At 43.6% G+C, this 16130-nt stretch carries 19 protein-coding genes; 1 reads left to right on the plus strand and 18 read right to left on the minus strand.

Features of this window, described 5'->3' with window-relative positions:
- Positions 1–3: 3 nt before the first annotated feature.
- From dxs to spoIIIAA, 18 genes are all read right to left on the minus strand, one after another.
- On the minus strand, positions 4–1887 hold the full coding sequence (dxs, locus tag D4T97_RS12925) for a 1-deoxy-D-xylulose-5-phosphate synthase (RefSeq protein ID WP_408021610.1): 1884 nt from the start codon (positions 1885–1887) through the stop codon (positions 4–6).
- Between the two features lie 18 nt (positions 1888–1905).
- On the minus strand, positions 1906–2520 hold the full coding sequence (locus D4T97_RS12930; protein WP_126051165.1) for a hypothetical protein: 615 nt from the start codon (positions 2518–2520) through the stop codon (positions 1906–1908).
- Positions 2521–3201: 681 nt separating this feature from the next.
- Positions 3202–4062, minus strand: a complete 861-nt coding sequence (locus tag D4T97_RS12935; protein WP_126051314.1) for a polyprenyl synthetase family protein — start codon at positions 4060–4062, stop codon at positions 3202–3204.
- A 20-nt stretch (positions 4063–4082) separates the two neighbouring features.
- On the minus strand, positions 4083–4313 hold the full coding sequence (locus D4T97_RS12940; RefSeq protein WP_126051166.1) for an exodeoxyribonuclease VII small subunit: 231 nt from the start codon (positions 4311–4313) through the stop codon (positions 4083–4085).
- On the minus strand, positions 4310–5662 hold the full coding sequence (xseA, locus tag D4T97_RS12945; protein ID WP_126051315.1) for an exodeoxyribonuclease VII large subunit: 1353 nt from the start codon (positions 5660–5662) through the stop codon (positions 4310–4312). The genes D4T97_RS12940 and xseA overlap by 4 nt, the downstream gene beginning before the upstream one ends.
- Before the next feature lie 192 nt (positions 5663–5854).
- Positions 5855–6706 (minus strand): bifunctional methylenetetrahydrofolate dehydrogenase/methenyltetrahydrofolate cyclohydrolase FolD, encoded by an 852-nt coding sequence (gene folD / locus D4T97_RS12950; RefSeq protein WP_126051167.1) that lies wholly within the window; start codon positions 6704–6706, stop codon positions 5855–5857.
- A gap of 15 nt (positions 6707–6721) precedes the next feature.
- Entirely contained in the window at positions 6722–7108 is a 387-nt protein-coding gene (gene nusB, locus D4T97_RS12955) for a transcription antitermination factor NusB (RefSeq protein WP_126051168.1), read from the minus strand.
- Between the two features lie 249 nt (positions 7109–7357).
- On the minus strand, positions 7358–7774 hold the full coding sequence (locus D4T97_RS12960; RefSeq protein ID WP_126051169.1) for an Asp23/Gls24 family envelope stress response protein: 417 nt from the start codon (positions 7772–7774) through the stop codon (positions 7358–7360).
- Positions 7775–7789: 15 nt separating this feature from the next.
- Entirely contained in the window at positions 7790–9145 is a 1356-nt protein-coding gene (gene accC / locus D4T97_RS12965) for an acetyl-CoA carboxylase biotin carboxylase subunit (protein WP_126051170.1), read from the minus strand.
- 12 nt (positions 9146–9157) lie between these two features.
- Positions 9158–9667: an acetyl-CoA carboxylase biotin carboxyl carrier protein gene (gene accB, locus D4T97_RS12970; RefSeq protein WP_126051171.1), complete on the minus strand. Its 510-nt coding sequence runs from the start codon at positions 9665–9667 to the stop codon at positions 9158–9160.
- 482 nt (positions 9668–10149) lie between these two features.
- The gene (locus tag D4T97_RS12975) at positions 10150–10680 is read right to left on the minus strand and encodes a SpoIIIAH-like family protein (protein WP_126051172.1); all 531 of its coding nucleotides are present in this window, start codon (positions 10678–10680) and stop codon (positions 10150–10152) included.
- Entirely contained in the window at positions 10680–11351 is a 672-nt protein-coding gene (gene spoIIIAG / locus D4T97_RS12980; protein ID WP_126051173.1) for a stage III sporulation protein AG, read from the minus strand. The genes D4T97_RS12975 and spoIIIAG overlap by 1 nt, the downstream gene beginning before the upstream one ends.
- Positions 11348–11974, minus strand: a complete 627-nt coding sequence (gene spoIIIAF, locus D4T97_RS12985; protein WP_126051174.1) for a stage III sporulation protein AF — start codon at positions 11972–11974, stop codon at positions 11348–11350. The genes spoIIIAG and spoIIIAF overlap by 4 nt, the downstream gene beginning before the upstream one ends.
- Positions 11975–11990: 16 nt before the next feature.
- Positions 11991–13178: a stage III sporulation protein AE gene (spoIIIAE, locus tag D4T97_RS12990; protein WP_126051175.1), complete on the minus strand. Its 1188-nt coding sequence runs from the start codon at positions 13176–13178 to the stop codon at positions 11991–11993.
- 24 nt (positions 13179–13202) lie between these two features.
- On the minus strand, positions 13203–13589 hold the full coding sequence (spoIIIAD, locus tag D4T97_RS12995; RefSeq protein ID WP_126051176.1) for a stage III sporulation protein AD: 387 nt from the start codon (positions 13587–13589) through the stop codon (positions 13203–13205).
- 21 nt (positions 13590–13610) lie between these two features.
- The gene (gene spoIIIAC / locus D4T97_RS13000) at positions 13611–13814 is read right to left on the minus strand and encodes a stage III sporulation protein AC (protein ID WP_018705962.1); all 204 of its coding nucleotides are present in this window, start codon (positions 13812–13814) and stop codon (positions 13611–13613) included.
- 154 nt (positions 13815–13968) lie between these two features.
- Positions 13969–14484: a stage III sporulation protein SpoIIIAB gene (gene spoIIIAB, locus D4T97_RS13005; protein ID WP_126051177.1), complete on the minus strand. Its 516-nt coding sequence runs from the start codon at positions 14482–14484 to the stop codon at positions 13969–13971.
- The gene (gene spoIIIAA, locus D4T97_RS13010; RefSeq protein ID WP_126051178.1) at positions 14477–15391 is read right to left on the minus strand and encodes a stage III sporulation protein AA; all 915 of its coding nucleotides are present in this window, start codon (positions 15389–15391) and stop codon (positions 14477–14479) included. The genes spoIIIAB and spoIIIAA overlap by 8 nt, the downstream gene beginning before the upstream one ends.
- Positions 15392–15581: 190 nt before the next feature.
- On the opposite strand from spoIIIAA, the gene D4T97_RS13015 reads away from it, so the two are divergent.
- Positions 15582–16103 carry a shikimate kinase gene (locus tag D4T97_RS13015; RefSeq protein WP_126051179.1) on the plus strand — a complete coding sequence of 174 codons (522 nt, stop codon included), beginning with the start codon at positions 15582–15584 and terminating at the stop codon, positions 16101–16103.
- Positions 16104–16130: the final 27 nt, after the last annotated feature.

Consider the following 16130-nt stretch of genomic DNA (forward strand, 5'->3'; position numbering starts at 1 on the left):
TGTTTAGGCCCTTTTTTGCTTTTTTGGTATGAGCGATTTGATTTTCATCACGACATTCTCAGATGTCATTCCTATCTCTTTGAGAAGCTCCTTGACGCTTCCGTGTTCGATAAAGCGATCAGGAATCCCAAGACGGTCAATAAATGCATGATGATATCCGTGGTCATGAGCAAACTCCATGATTGCACTTCCAAACCCTCCTTGAAGAACAGCTTCCTCAATCGTAAGGACCGGTAAATGCGCTTGAAAAATGTCATGAAGCATCGCCTCGTCAAGCGGTTTGATGAATCGAGCATTGATGACCTGGACCGATATTCCCTGTTTTTCCAGACGGTTCGCTGCCTCAAGTGCCATCGGTATAGTTGTACCGAATGTCAAAATGGCAGCATCTTTTCCTTTTTTCAATACTTCCCATGAACCGATTGGAATTTGCTTCAAATCTTTATCCATAGGAACACCATAGCCGTTTCCTCTAGGAAAACGAAGCGCGATTGGGCCATCATCATACTTCAAGGCTGTATAAACCATATGCTGGCCTTCATTTTCATCTTTAGGCATCATCAAAACCATATTAGGAAGGTTTCTCAGGAAGGCCACATCATATACACCTTGGTGTGTTTCGCCATCTGCCCCAACGAGTCCTGCCCTATCCACACCGATGAAGACATTCAACTTTTGCCTGCTTATGTCATGCAAAACTTGGTCGTATGCCCTTTGTAAAAAAGTGGAGTAAATTGCTAAAAACGGTTTTAACTTTTGTGTTGCCAGGCCTGCAGCCATTGTTGCAGCATGCTGCTCTGCTATTCCTACGTCAAACATGCGGTCCGGGAATTCCGAAGCAAAACCTTCCAATTTCGATCCTACAGGCATTGCAGGAGTGATGGCAACGATGCGATCATCCTTTCTGGCAAGCTTCCTGACAGTTTCACTCACTAGAGCACTCCAAGCAGGAGGGGTGTTCACTGGTTTAATAAAGTCCCCTGTTTCAATCTTGTACTGTCCGGTTCCATGCCAAGTTCCGATCTTGTCATGTTCCGCAGGGCTGTAGCCCTTTCCTTTTTTTGTAATGACGTGTAAAAGCACTGGCCCTTTTGTTTTCTTCGCATAAGCCAGATTTTCAAACAATGAATCATAGTCATGTCCATCGACTGGGCCTAGATAAGTAAAGCCGAGCTCTTCAAAAAATACGCCGGATACAAGCATATATTTCAAGCTGTCTTTGACCTTTTCGGCTGTTGCTGCCAGCTTTCCTCCGACGGCCGGGATTTTTTTCAATAAATAATCAAGTTCTTCTTTTGCCCAATGATATTTTCCTGCTGTCCGCAGTCTTCCTAGGACATTATGCAATGCACCGACATTCGGTGCGATGGACATTTCATTATCATTCAATACGACTATCATGTCTTTTTGCTCATGGCCGATATGGTTTAATGCCTCCAGAGCCATGCCGCCAGTCAGAGCGCCATCTCCAATGACAGGTATGACATAATTGTCCTCTTTTTTAACATCCCTTGCGATGGCCATTCCCATCGCAGCAGACAGCGATGTCGAGCTGTGGCCGGTTTCCCACACATCATGTTCGCTTTCTGACATTTTTGGGAATCCGCATAATCCTTGATACTGTCGCAAAGACTCAAACTGGCCTGCTCTGCCAGTTAAAATTTTATGGACATAGGACTGGTGTCCCACATCCCAAATGATTTTGTCTTTTGGACTGTCAAAACATTTATGAAGGGCAATGGTCAGTTCGACCACCCCCAAATTAGGGCCGATGTGGCCACCGGTTCTAGATAAAGTTTCAATGAGGAATCTCCGAATGTCAGAGCTTAATTCCTCCAATTGTTCCTTATTAAGATCTTTAAGAAAAGAAGGATCTTTAATTGACATGAGATCCAAAAGGATCACTCACTTTCGTTTCTTGTTTTTTTGCTTCGGCTTCTTCCTCTTATTGTCTTTAATGATTGAGAGATTAAGCTTTTCTTCAAAAAATTGCAGCACTTTTCCCACACGAAAAATAATATCCCGTGAGTGTGCAATTGCAAAAGATTTGCCGAGCGCTTTTCCCCCTACTGTCAACGCTGCTATTAGACTTGTCAGTCCCACATTGATCGCGTATTCCACCGGAGACGTACTGGACAGACCCGCACTCTGAGCTATTTGAATGACTACAAGAGCGGCGGCCGTCCCGCTGATAATACCGGATATGTCGCCAATGACATCGTTACAGAAACTGGCAACACGGTCGGCATTTCGGACAATCCTTATGGAATGCTTAGCCCCGTATATCTTTCTTGATGCCATCGAGTGGAACGGAGTTTCATCTGCAGCAGCTGCAGCAATCCCAATCATATCAAAAAAGATCCCAATTAATACAATAAAAAGAACAACAAGAAGGCCATATGTCCAAGATACTCCTATCAGGACACCATTAGAAGCAATTGAAAAAATAGCCGCTAACACGAAAGTGATAACGGCAATACTAATACTCCATTTTATGGAATTTTTTATCAATTCATTCATAATAAGCGTTCATTCACCGTTCTTATTAATTAAGTCGGATGGTCATAGGAAGAGTAAAAATTACGGCTTAGGTCCAGTAGGTTTTCCCAGACAGGTACCGCATGTCGCCATGCTGGCGGTTTCCCTTTAAACCCATCTTGACACTGTCGCCATATGCCAGACTGGATTGCCACTTAGTCCGCACTATAATCCTCTTCATATGTCCCTTGGAACAGTCTAGGAGATTTCCTCAACAGCCTTTAACCTGGTTCCTAGCCTCTTTTGCAAAACTGATTTCATATGGACGGAAGAGAACAGAACGATGGCCAACCGAGCTGCCCTCTTATAACCATAATCCCCTCACGCTTCACTCAAGGCAGGCTACGCTGCTAGTGATGCCCTTCATCACGTTGCAGGTCTATACTTCGCTTTTCGTGCAATGCATTTGCGCTAGCCGAACATGGCGAAGCCTCCGCGGTACAGGGTCTACGCCCACATGCCTTTGTGGATCGCCCTTATACCTTTACTCCCAGCTCCGACCCAAGGCTGGGCTCCTCAAGCCGGAACAAGGAACTTCATCGATGTGCCCTTTAGTGAATTTTTAGGCTCACCTTCAGAACTGGTAGGCCGACTAGAATACTGCACCATCCGATAATCTGCAGAAATTATACCATAACCGGTGAATCAATACAAACATTAGTATTAATGCGTTCGGTCGGCGACTAGATCTGTAATTTGATTGAGAATGCCGGTATTTAAATTAGTTTGGCGTAATGCTGTTTTGGCTTCTTCAATATGTCGGGCAAGTTGTTCCTGGGCCCCTTTTAATGTCAGAACGGATGGATATGTGCTTTTATGCCTGCCGGTGTCACTCCCGACCGGTTTTCCCATCAGCTCTTCATCTCCTGTTACATCAAGAATGTCATCACTAATTTGGAAGCTGAGTCCCAAATGATGTGAAAAATGTTTGAACCAATCCATTTGGCTCCTGTCTGCACCACCTATGATTGCTCCGGCAAGAACACTGAATGTTAAAAGCTTGCCTGTTTTATGTGTATGAATATATTCAAGATCATCCAGGCCAAGCTCTTTATTTTCGCCTTCCATATCTGCAACTTGTCCACCGACCATGCCTTCAGGCCCAGCACACTGGGAGAGTAACTGAAGAAGCTCCACTTTCTGGTCGGCTTGAAGATTCTTATCCTCCGCGATTAACTGGATGCTGTAAGTAAGCAGCCCGTCCCCTGCCAATATTGCCATCGCCTCGCCGAATACTTTATGATTAGTCGGCTTTCCTCTCCTTAGATCGTCATTGTCCATGCTTGGAAGATCATCATGGATTAATGAATATGTATGTATCATTTCCAGAGCGGATGCTGTTGACAAGCCGATTTCCGGATTTTTTCCAAACGAATCAATAACTGCAAACAAAAGCAGCGGTCTGATTCTTTTTCCGCCGGCCTCAAGCGAGTAGGCCATCGCTTCCTTTAGTACAGGTGGTGCATCGAGCCCGGACACACTAGCTAACAATTGCTTGTTCAATATTTTCTTATGCTTTTCCATGAAGTCTTCCAAATTACTCGTCAAGTTTGGTCCTCCTCACTGACACGAAACTCCTCTTCGCCATCTTCCGTTAATACCTTCGTCAGTTTTTCTTCCGCATATTTTAACTTATCATGGCACGTCTTTGACAATTCCATCCCCTCTTGATAGATTGCAAGCGCCTCTTCTAAAGGGATATCCCCCTCTTCAAGCCTTTTTATGATTGTTTCCAGCTGCTCGAGTGCTTGTTCAAAGGTTAGTTTCTCGCTCATTTTTGCGCACCTTCTTCTTTATTCTCAATTTTACAATACAGCCGGCCATCTGCCAGCGTCAGCGTTAATTTATCTCCGACCGACCCTTGACTGACACTTTTTATCAATTTTCCATCTTCCGTATGGGCTACATTAAAACCTCTGCGAAGAATACTCAAAGGATTAAGTGCATCGAGTGTTGCGGTTTTCCCCATAAATTCACTGACTTTCGTTTTTATGATTGTCCGTATTTCCTGCTGCAGTCTTGTTTCCGCCCTTGCAGCCCTTTCTTTATTCATTTCGAATAGAGCAGACGGGTGGCTCCTTGCAAGTCTGTTTCGCAATTCACCATAATGGCTGTTCTTCTTAAAAATGATATGGTTCTGGGCTGCGATGAGAGTTTCCTTCATCCTATCAAGTTGCTGCCACTTCTGCTCATATAATTTGTGAGGATTCCTTAAAATGTAGGACTGCTCCATGTAATTCAATTGATTTCTTCTTGTTTTAATAATTGCTCCCATGCCCTGATACAGTCTGGCCTTTCGCTGCATAAGCTGCTCCATGAGATCTTCAATATGAGGGACGGCCAATTCAGCAGCCGCTGTAGGAGTTGCCGCCCTTAGATCGGCAACAAAATCAGCAATTGTAACATCCGTCTCATGGCCGACTGCAGAAATAACAGGAATTTTTGATTCGTATATCGCTCTCGCAACAACTTCCTCATTAAAAGCCCATAATTCTTCCATTGAGCCTCCACCACGTCCAACGATCAAAACATCGGCCACATTTCCCGCATTCGCCTTTTCTATTGCCTTTGCTATTGTCTTTGAGGCGTTTTTTCCCTGTACAAGGGCGGGAATGACAAGTATTTGACCCATCGGATATCGCCGCTTAATTGTAGTGATGATATCTCTTATCGCGGCGCCAGTTGGAGATGTAATGATGCCAATTACATTGGGATAGATGGGGATTGGCTTCTTTGTTTCCTGGGAGAATAATCCTTCTTTTCCTAGTTTCTCTTTCAACTGCTCAAAAGCAAGGAATAGCTCTCCTATTCCATCAGGAAGCATCTCATTTACATATATTTGATATTGTCCGCTCATTTCGTATACACTAACGCTTCCCCTAATCAGTACATGCATGCCATTTTCGGGAACAAACTTCATTCCTGCAGAATATCTGGCAAACATTACAGCCATGACCCTTGTATCTTCATCTTTTAGTGTAAAATACATGTGGCCGCTGGAGTGCTTTTTAAAATTGGAGATTTCCCCTTTTACAAAAACCTGCTCCAAATGCGGGTCTGCATCAAACTTTCTTTTTATGTATTTCGTTAATGCCTTTACAGTCAAATATTGTGGATTTTGCATATCCAAAGGGCCGCCCTCCATTTTTGACATAGTCAGCGACGCACAGGACGTGGCTGCTTGAGCCTGCCGACGCAAAGGACATCGCTAAACGAGCGCGTCCGCTTTTCACACAAAAAGCTGCCCCTTTGTTAGAGTTGACAGCTTTCATCATGTTCACCTTTAATTCTACTATATTTTTATTGGGTATTGGGTTCATTTAACCGTTTTTTTTGCTGATTTAACCGTATTGTATAGCAACATAGTAATAGTCATCGGTCCGACTCCTCCCGGAACTGGAGTGATGTATGAAGCTTTGTCCTTTACATCTTCAAAATCAACATCGCCACATAGCTTTCCATGTTCATCCCTGTGAATACCGACATCAATGACAACGGCCCCCTGCTTTACATGGTCGGCTTTAATCATTTTTGCTTTTCCGACCGCTGCTACAAGTATATCTGCCTGTTCTGTAATTGATTTCAAATCGGCTGTTCTTGAATGACAATAGGTAACCGTTGCATTTGCATTTAACAGCAGCTGCCCCATTGGTTTACCAACAATATTGCTTCTGCCTATAATGACAGCATGCTTGCCCTCCGGCTTGATATCCATAAATTCAAGCATTTTAATAACGCCATACGGTGTGCAAGGCAAAAATGTATCCTGACCAGTCATCATTTTTCCGATATTTATTGGATGGAAACCATCAACATCTTTTTCAGGAGAAATGGTTTCTATGACTTTTGTTTCCGAAATGTGCGGAGGAATCGGAAGTTGGACCAAAATCCCATGAATGCTGTCATCTGCATTCAATTCCCTGATTTTATCCAGCAGCTCATTTTCGCTTACATCGTCCGGATACTCAATAAGCACAGACTCCATTCCGATTGCACGGCAGCTTTTTTGCTTGGAAGTGACGTAGGTTCGGGATGCCGGATCCTCACCAACCAGAATAACTGCAAGCCCAGGCTTTATTCCTTTCGCAGTTAGTTCCTCGACTTCTCTTTCAAGCTGTTTTCTTATTTCTTGCGATATTTTTTTACCATCAATCAACTCTGCTGTCATTGCAATTCCTCCTACTTACATACCTTCGCCTTTGATTTTCGATAATATTCCATTCACAAATTGTCCTGACTTCTCATCACCATATGTTTTTGCAACTTCAATCGCTTCATTGATAGCTACATTTGGCGGAACCTCGGTAAATTTTAATTCATATGTTCCAATACGAAGCACATTCAGGTCAACCTTTCCAAGGCGGTCAATTGACCACTTTTCTAGATGGCTGCTGATTTCTTGGTCAATTTCTTTTAAGTTGGAAGTTGCACCGACAATCAGATCTCGTAAGAAATCATCAGACTGTCCTTCCTTCTGAACGTTCATTAGGGCCTCTTCGGGGGGAATATCACTCATATCTATTTGAAATAAAGCCTGCAAAGCTTTTTCGCGCGCTTCTCTTCTTTTCATTATTCATAAGGCTCCTTTAAAAATGGCTCGTTAGCCCTGGGTTTTTCTTAGTTTACCACATAAGAAGAAAAACAAGCATGCGCAAAAGCGCAAGCGCCTTGATCAGCCCCGACAAGCACAAGACGATTCCCGAGGAAGCAGTACTTTAGCCACCACAGGGAAGCGGCTAGTAACCTCGAGGGGCTAGGCGCTGAAGCTAGACGTGTCCATCATTTAAAAATGCCAAAGGGATTTCACCTTTGGCCTCATTTATTCCGTTTCAAATTCTTCTTCGGTTTCCTGCTTGCCTTGATCGAACGTCACACCAACAATGTGAATATTAACCTCTTCCACTTCCAGCGCCGTCATATTGAATAACGTCTGGCGGATATTGTCCTGCACTTTTTGGGCAACAGTAGGAATGGAAACTCCGAAGTTCATCAGACAGTAAACATCGACAATGATTCCTTCTTCTGTCAGTTCCACCCTAATCCCTTTTCCATGGTTTTTCTTACCAAGTCTCTCTACCACTCCTGTGGCAAAGTTACCCCTCATTTGAGCTACACCTTCTACTTCAGAAGCAGCAATTCCGGCGATAACTTCAATCACTTCGGGGGCAATTTCAATTTTCCCGTGATCCTGGCCATTTTCCTGAGTCATCTCAAGCATGTTCAACTTTTCTTCCATTAAGAACACCTCCGTTTATTTTTGTTTCATAACAGGATGCAGTTCCAAGAATTTCGTGTTGAAATCTCCGCCCACAAACGTTTCATTTTCCAGAAGTTGCAAGTGGAAGGGGATCGTCGTGTAAACACCTTCGATGATGAATTCCTCAAGTGCTCGTTTCATCCTCGCTATCGCTTCTTCCCTAGTGGAACCATAGGTAATCACTTTTGCAATCATGGAATCATAGTAAGGGGGAATCGTATAACCAGGGTATACGCCTGAATCGACACGCACTCCCATGCCTCCCGGCGGCAGATACATCTCAATTTTCCCTGCTGAAGGCATGAAGCCTTTCTCTGGATTTTCTGCATTGATACGGCACTCAATAGACCAGCCGCTAAATTCTACTTCTTCCTGTGTAACGGACAGCGCTTTTCCTGAAGCTACATAAATTTGTTCTTTAATCAAATCAATCCCTGTCACCATTTCTGTAACAGGATGTTCCACCTGGATGCGTGTATTCATTTCCATAAAGTAGAACTCTTGGTTTTTATGGTCAAAAATGAATTCCACCGTTCCCGCTCCGGTATAATCGACTGCTTCTGCGGCCTTGACAGCAGCCTCCCCCATTTTCTCCCGCATCACTTCACTGATCGCAGGTGAAGGAGTCTCTTCCAACAGCTTTTGAAGTCTTCGCTGAATGGAACAATCCCTTTCTCCCAAGTGGATTGTATTTCCATGTGTATCGGCTAAAACCTGAATTTCCACATGGCGGAAATCATCTATATATTTTTCGATATACACCCCGGGATTTCCAAAAGCAACCGCGGCCTCCTGCTGAGTGATTTCAATACCTTTAATTAAATCTTCTTCTGTTTTTGCTACCCGGATTCCCCGGCCTCCGCCGCCTGCAGTTGCTTTAATGATCACGGGATAACAAATTTCTTCGGCAATTGCCCTTGCTTCATCCATCGTTTCCACAATTCCGTCCGAACCGGGTACGATAGGCACTCCAGCGGCTTTCATCGTGGAACGCGCCACATCTTTTGTCCCCATTTTGGTGATGGCTTCCGGGCTTGGCCCGACAAAGATGATGTTACACTCGCGGCACAGCTCTGCAAAATCAGCATTTTCCGCTAAAAATCCGTAGCCGGGATGGATGGCGTCACATTCCGTCAGCTTCGCTACACTGATTACGTTGGCAGAGTTCAAATAGCTATCCTTAGATGCAGTTGGTCCTACGCAATAAGCTTCGTCTGCCAATTGTACGTGCAAAGCTTCTTTGTCAGCTTCGGAATATACTGCGACTGTCTCAATATCCAGCTCCATACAAGCCCGGATAATTCGGACAGCGATTTCTCCCCTGTTTGCTATTAAAAGTTTTTTAATCATGTATTTCGCTCCTTACCTTGGCTCAACTAAGAACAGCGGCTGGCCATATTCCACAAGTTCCCCATCCTTCACGAGGATCTCCACTATTTTCCCTTCAACTTCCGCCTCAATCTCATTGAACAGCTTCATCGCTTCAACAATACAAACGATAGAGTCGGCAGTGACCTCGGATCCCACTTTCACATATGCATCGCTGTCAGGAGAAGGAGCCTCATAAAAAGTTCCTACCATTGGAGAGACGATTTTATGTAAATTGCTGTTTTCTGCTGCACTTGGTGCTGGCGCTGCTTCGGTTGCAGATGGCGCTTTTTCTCCTGCCGGCTGTTGAGGGGCAGCTACCTGTTGAACAACTGGCTGAGGTGCCACAACTGGTTCTGACACGTACCGTACCTGCTCCTGAACAACCGCGTTCACTCGCTTCTTCAATTCAATTTTTGAGCCTTCATGCTCATAGACAAATTCCTCAATATCCGATTGGTCTATAAGTTTTATAATTTCACGTATTTCCTGAACCTTCAACATTCACGACACTCCTTAAAAATTATGAGTAGCTCTTAATATCATAATATAACGGGTTATAAAATTACAACGACGACAGGGTAAATATACAGAAATAAATCCTAAAATGCAATAGGGAAGGCGAAGACGCCTTGATCAGCCCCGACAAGCACAAGACGATTCCCGAGGAGGCAGCTCTTCAGCCACCACAGGGAATCGGCTTGTGACCTCGAGGGGCTAGGCGTCGCAGCTGGACATTAAGAAAAGCGAAGGGTAGCTGTTTAGGGGCGACAAGCGCTGGAAGGAATACCATTGTAATCAAAACGAGTTCTTTGTTTTTCCTTCTGACTGACACGACATCCTATTGCCACCTACGCACAGGTAGTGCTAGTACAAACGAAGCGACAGGACAAGGGGAACCAACACCAGAACAATATCAAAATATCATACACTTTCATTTTTTCGGCAAAAAAAGACGGACAGGAATCCTCCCCTCCGTCAATTTCTTAATTTGTCTGGAATACTACCGTGGCAACCGTATTTGTACCGATCTCTTCTCTTACAACCTGGAGGATCCGCGCAGCATCTTTTCGCGTGTGTTCCTTTGCCTTCACTGTTATCAGCATTTCATTATTTTCCGTCCGTACTAACGCATCTTCATATCCAAGGGTCTTGATCAAGCTTTCAAGAGTTTTTTCTTTTGTTTCCAATGCTGATAAATCCTGCATCTTCGTATACAGTTCATTTTTTTCCTCGGCAGTCAGGTCAGGAGAGGCTACTTGAGCAGTTAAATCGGATATTTCCTTACTCCGTTTGTCCTGGACCTCCATCCTTATAGTTTCAAAGGCTTCATCTCCGGAAGCTTCGGTAATCACTTTCATGTCTTTATCACTGGCTGCCATTTCACCCGCAGCCTCTTCTTTTCCGCCCGTCACAAGATCATTTTTGGCTGGATCGGATGTCACATAGTATACGGAAAGTACCACGACAAGGCTCAGCATAGTTAGAAGCCAAACTGTCTGTTTTTTCAACAGCATTACGAATCCCCCTTTGACTTTTTCGGCATGACTGCCACTTTATGACTTGGAACATCAAGGCCCCTTGTTACAGATTCCACAATCCATTTCTTAATCTGGATATTTTCAGCTCCTCCCGCAACCACAAGTACTCCTTTCACTTCCGGCTTACGCGTCTCCAATACTATCGGAACCTCTTTGTCCCCCTCCTTGATCAGCACAAGCTGATCCTCTGTCGATTGGTCTTCTATTTTTCTAGTTCCTCCCTCTTTATCCTCTTCCACTGTTGTCTGGTTTTTTAAAGTGAGATTCTTTTCTAAAACTGTTTTTGCAGTTGCCTCCACATTTACGACAACCGTTACATCATAGACTCCCACTATTTGCTCAAGGGCTTCTTTCAATTGATTTTCATATTGGTTTTCCAGAGCTTTCATTCCATCTTCATTTAAATCCTTTTTTCTTCCGAAGGCTTCTTCTTCATCCGCCCCTGCTTCCATTTCTTTCATTGCAGTAGTAGCATTTTTTTCTTCGCCAGCTTTCCAAAAGTCGGAGATGATCATTAAAGCTGCGCCCACCAGGACCAGAATGAGAACGTAATAAAGTTTATTGTTTTTCTTACGTGAAGGATCTGCCTTATTGCCTTCTGACCACAAATTTTTCAACCAATCAAGAGGACCGTTTTTTTTGCTCATTGATGGCCGGTTCCTCCCTTCGCCTGCAATTCTATTTTGGATTCTGGCACGTCCCACTCATTTGCTAGCATCATTTTTATTTTCTCATCCAGGCCGGCGTTTTTACTTTCACCCCGATCCTTGATCTTAATAGATACTTGTTCCACTTCAGCCACCAATTCATTTTCCATCAATGGCTCTATATGGACAGTTATCTTTTTTATATGTTCCAAAATGTTCTCAGGATCTTGCGTGGGAGAAGAATTACTTGATATATCAATATTGGTAATGATCATGCCATGACTCTCAATCATCTCCTTTTCAGCTTTCTCTTTAAGTTGGACAGCCATTTGCTCTAATGTATATGCATGCAGGGAAGTTTCTATTTCTCTTTTTTTTTCATCAGACGCATTTTGCAAGGATATACCAAGGTTGCTTTTCTCTGTTAAAAACGAGTCCAGGACCTCATCAAAGTCGGTCGAGAAAATTTGAAAAATGGGTGTGACAACTATTGAAATCAATAGTAGACCCACAACAAGCTTCACATATTTTTTTATGGCAGTCTGGGGGAGGAGCATGTCCACAATCATCGCCAGCAAAATAAAAATGACAATATTTATAATCCATTCGGAAAGCAGCTGCACAGTCTATCCTCCCTTTTCAGCGGATCATCATTGTAATGTTTCCCGAAGTGATAACAATGGTGACGCACAGAAAAAACATGAAAGAAACAATGGCCAACGAAGCAAACACATACATCATACATTTGCTGATCGAATCGAGGCATCCGATAATGGGGCCGTCACCTATGGGTTGGAGCAAGGCGCCGGCAAGCTTATAGATAAAAATGATGACGAGTATTTTTACCGCAGGAAAGGCGGCGATCAACAGGATAATTGCCACTCCGGCCAAACCGACTGTATTTTTTATCAAGACAGAGGCGGTCAATACCGTATCCGCCGCATCCGTGAACATCCGTCCGACCACCGGGACGAAATTACCCGTTACATACTTAGCAGTCCTGATTGCCACTCCATCCGTTACCGCCGATGCTGTCCCCTGAATGGAAATGACGCCCAATAGCACTGCCATGAATGCACCTAAAATGCCTATACTGGCTTTTTTCAGGAGGCCGGAAAGTTGAGTCACTTTGTAATTTTGATTCAGTGCACTTACGATGTTTAATAGCAATGCCATAAAAAGAAGTGGCAAAACAACCGCTTGAATGAGGAGACCGCTTGTCTGAATTAAAAAAACCAGAACTGGATGGAAAAATGCGGCCGACGTCACCCCTCCCGATGAGGCAATCAATGCAAGAATAAGGGGTATCAGTGCAAAAATGAATTGGGACATTGAATCAATGGCTGCCACCGCATAATCTACAGCCACCCGAAAGCTGTTTAGAGCGATAATGATCAAGACCATGAAAACGACGGCATAGGCCACTTTGGAAACTGAACCTTTTTCAAATGCAGTGTGCAGCGATTGCAAAAAAGCACTGAAAACAGTTAGAAGCAATAAAGTACCAAGAAGCTTTCCATTCATCGTGAGCTCTTGAAAGGCAAATGCCGCAATTCCACGAAACCACTCTTTTATTGAAAAGGATTTCTCCCCTTTTAAAAACTCCAAAAGGGTCCCCCGCTGACTTTCGGGCAAATATCCTCCATACTCTTCCATGATACCTTCCCAAAAACCGCTGAGCTCTTCAATGCCTAGCGTCTCTATCTGTTCGTCCACCATATTTGAGATGACATCATTTGATACCCCCTCTTCCTGATCTGCCTGTATTGCGGATGAACCTATAAAAAGTGCATAGAAAAAAATGAGCAGCTGGATTGTTTTACGCATATATTTCACCCCGCATGTCGATGTTTACTTGACGGGCATCATATGGATGACGGTATCAATCAGAACGGTCAAAATGGGGACTGCCAAAGCTAAAATAAGAATTTTCCCCGCTAATTCAACTTTTGCCGCAATGGCCCCCATGCCGGCATCCTTGCTGATGTGTGAAGCAAATTCAGCAATGTATGCAATACCGATGATTTTTAAGATTGTTTTTACGTACATCGTATTGATGCCGGCACTTTGAGCCAGAACCTCGATGGTAGTAATGATTCCATGTATCTGATCTACCAGGAATAAAAAGATGGCACATCCCGTGAAAAGAATCAGCAAAAAAGCAAAAGTAGGCTTTTGCTCCTTGATGATGAGGGCAAGGAAAGTGGCAATGAGAGCTATACCGGCTATTTGAAGTATGGCAATCGCCGTTCCCTCCCATCATTGAAATAAAAACACCGATCTTATTTTTTGAAAAAGTCCGTCGACAATGGTGACAACCATGAACAGAATATATATAAACCCAAATAATGTGACCCACTGGGCATATTCCTTTTTACCGACCTGATCAAGGATTGTATGCAAAAAGGCAACAACAATGCCGACCCCGGCTATTTTGAAAATCACATCCACATCAATGCCCATCCTATTTCCTCCATTCCTCGGAAAAAGTACAAAGCGCGCACCCAGGCAAGAATCTGAAGACGAAGGTGACGCGGTATTCTATATTTATCATATTGTCCTGTGCCGATTGCTCTACCAGCATTCTCTCAACCATAAATTTCAATAATCTTTCCTTCTAAAAGAGTAGAATAATGAACAGCATTCCAGATAAGATACCGACACTTTTCATTATCTTTTCATATTTTTTTTGCTTCTCCCTTGCTTCAGTTTCTTCCCTGTCAAGATGGGTAAGTGTAAGTAGGATCTGTTTTTGCTGAGTATAGCGATCGTGCCGTCCAAGGCTTTCGCCAAATTGAATCAAGATTTCATATTCCTCGTCCTTCATATCTGTGGTATTCCATATTTCATCAAGACTATCTTTCCAGGCGGATTTCACTGTCACATCCGTCCGGGATAGCTTGGAAGAAAATAAATCATATAAACGGGCGGCCGGTTCTGGCATCTGCAACGAAATTTTTTTTGCTGCTTCCCTGAGCGGTGTATGGCTGTACATGATTTCGGCATCCAGTGCCTGCAAAGAATCTTTAATGATACGCACTTGTTTAGGTCTGCGGGTAAAGTGGCTTGAAGCCTCAAAACCAGCCCATGTAGTCGTTCCAATGATAAGTAGAGCGCCTAACAGTTTAAGCATAGTGATTCACTACATATCCGTTATGGTCTTTGATGGAAACTACTGTGCCTGGACCGTCGTTCCTCGATAGTTCTATGAATCTTTGAAACACCTGATGGTCTATGATTTCTTTGAGCAAAGGCCTTTTTTTAATCTCTTCAAGACTATTTCCATGGGTGGTCATCATAAGGGTGATACCGGCATTGACAGCCTCCATGATGGCTGCCTTGTCTTCTTCCCGGCCGATCTCGTCGACAATCAGTACGTCTGGGCTCAATGCACGGATCATCATCATCATTCCCTCCGCTTTCGGACATGCATCCAGCACATCAACCCTTGGCCCGAACTGCAGTTGAGGAATTCCCTGCATACATCCGGCTATTTCTGATCTTTCATCAACTATGCCCACTTTCATGGCAGGGATTTCCTTCATCGGACAACCAGTGGATACAACCCTTGCAAGATCCCGAAGAAGCGTTGTCTTACCGGTTTGAGGCGGTCCAATAATCATCGTATGTTTCCAGGTTTCTTCATACAAATAAGGTGTGAACTGGTCTGCGGCTCCAATTTTCTCCCTAGCAACCCTTATATTGAAAGAAGTAAGATACCTTAGGGCCTTTACCCGTCCTTCTTCCAGAATGACTTTTCCCGCGAGCCCAATCCGATGCCCTCCTTCTATGGTGATGTACCCTCTTCTCAATTCTTCATCAAGAGTATAAAAGGAGTGTCCGGCTAAGTTATCAAGGAGTAGTTCTGCCTCACTTTTAGAAAAAAGATACGGAAGGAATTTTGTTAGACCCCTTGAAGTCACTTCCACCGGACGGTTGACCCTGAGCCGGATTTCTTCGATACCTTCTTTTGTTTCTTCCGGAAGAACATTCATCAATTCCGAGACTTCAGTTGGCAGGATTCGAATGATATTTTCCAAAGCGACCCTCTCCCAGACATCTTTTCTACCTAATATGTATTCGGCCAAGCTTTAATTATGACCGACCCAATTAACTGCAATTAATTGGTTTGACCTTAAATACCGGGGAACCAGGAAATTGAATAAGCGAATAACCTCGTAACGTGTTATATTAATATTGATATTTATAGAAAAGCGGGTGCAGGTCGGAATGGATAAAAGTATTGTTTTGATTGGATTTATGGGTGCGGGAAAAACGACAGCCGGTGAACTTGCCGCAAGGAAGTTAAACACTGGATTTATCGATATTGATCTGGAGATTGAGAAAGAATTCGGAATGCCGACGACGGATATTTTTAAAAAACATGGCGAAAAAGCATTCCGTACATATGAGAAAAATATCATTGAATCTAAGTGCACTGAAAAAAGGCAAGTGATTTCACTTGGCGGGGGAGCTTTTATGGATGAAGGGACCAGGAGAACGTGTTTGGACAGCACGATCGTCATTTTCTTGGATATATCATGGGAAGCTTGGAAAAAGCGTTATGAACTGCTCGTTGATACACGTCCAGTTTTACAGGATCGGGACTTGGATGAGATAAAAGGTCTATATTCAAAGCGGCGCGTCCTTTATGCCGATCACCATTACAGCATATTGGTTGACGACCTGACACCGGATGAAACTGCAGATAAAATTGTTGAACTATATTTACATTCAGGTAAAAAAAATTGAAAAATAGCTGCCGGAGCGTTCACCATA

The sequence above is a fragment of the Siminovitchia acidinfaciens genome (assembly GCF_003605385.1).
In the GTDB taxonomy this organism is placed as follows: Bacteria; Bacillota; Bacilli; order Bacillales; family Bacillaceae_C; genus Siminovitchia; species Siminovitchia acidinfaciens.

Excerpts from the sequence above, each read along its gene's own strand:
- dxs (WP_408021610.1), bottom strand. The coding sequence starts at position 1,887 with ATGTCAATTAAAGATCCTTCTTTTCTTAAAGATCTTAATAAGGAACAA.
- D4T97_RS12930 (WP_126051165.1), bottom strand. The coding sequence starts at position 2,520 with ATGAATGAATTGATAAAAAATTCCATAAAATGGAGTATTAGTATTGCC.
- D4T97_RS12935 (WP_126051314.1), bottom strand. The coding sequence starts at position 4,062 with ATGGAAAAGCATAAGAAAATATTGAACAAGCAATTGTTAGCTAGTGTG.
- D4T97_RS12940 (WP_126051166.1), bottom strand. The coding sequence starts at position 4,313 with ATGAGCGAGAAACTAACCTTTGAACAAGCACTCGAGCAGCTGGAAACA.
- xseA (WP_126051315.1), bottom strand. The coding sequence starts at position 5,662 with ATGCAAAATCCACAATATTTGACTGTAAAGGCATTAACGAAATACATA.
- folD (WP_126051167.1), bottom strand. The coding sequence starts at position 6,706 with ATGACAGCAGAGTTGATTGATGGTAAAAAAATATCGCAAGAAATAAGA.
- nusB (WP_126051168.1), bottom strand. The coding sequence starts at position 7,108 with ATGAAAAGAAGAGAAGCGCGCGAAAAAGCTTTGCAGGCTTTATTTCAA.
- D4T97_RS12960 (WP_126051169.1), bottom strand. The coding sequence starts at position 7,774 with ATGGAAGAAAAGTTGAACATGCTTGAGATGACTCAGGAAAATGGCCAG.
- accC (WP_126051170.1), bottom strand. The coding sequence starts at position 9,145 with ATGATTAAAAAACTTTTAATAGCAAACAGGGGAGAAATCGCTGTCCGA.
- accB (WP_126051171.1), bottom strand. The coding sequence starts at position 9,667 with ATGTTGAAGGTTCAGGAAATACGTGAAATTATAAAACTTATAGACCAA.
- D4T97_RS12975 (WP_126051172.1), bottom strand. The coding sequence starts at position 10,680 with ATGCTGTTGAAAAAACAGACAGTTTGGCTTCTAACTATGCTGAGCCTT.
- spoIIIAG (WP_126051173.1), bottom strand. The coding sequence starts at position 11,351 with ATGAGCAAAAAAAACGGTCCTCTTGATTGGTTGAAAAATTTGTGGTCA.
- spoIIIAE (WP_126051175.1), bottom strand. The coding sequence starts at position 13,178 with ATGCGTAAAACAATCCAGCTGCTCATTTTTTTCTATGCACTTTTTATA.
- spoIIIAC (WP_018705962.1), bottom strand. The coding sequence starts at position 13,814 with ATGGGCATTGATGTGGATGTGATTTTCAAAATAGCCGGGGTCGGCATT.
- spoIIIAB (WP_126051177.1), bottom strand. The coding sequence starts at position 14,484 with ATGCTTAAACTGTTAGGCGCTCTACTTATCATTGGAACGACTACATGG.
- D4T97_RS13015 (WP_126051179.1), top strand. The coding sequence starts at position 15,582 with ATGGATAAAAGTATTGTTTTGATTGGATTTATGGGTGCGGGAAAAACG.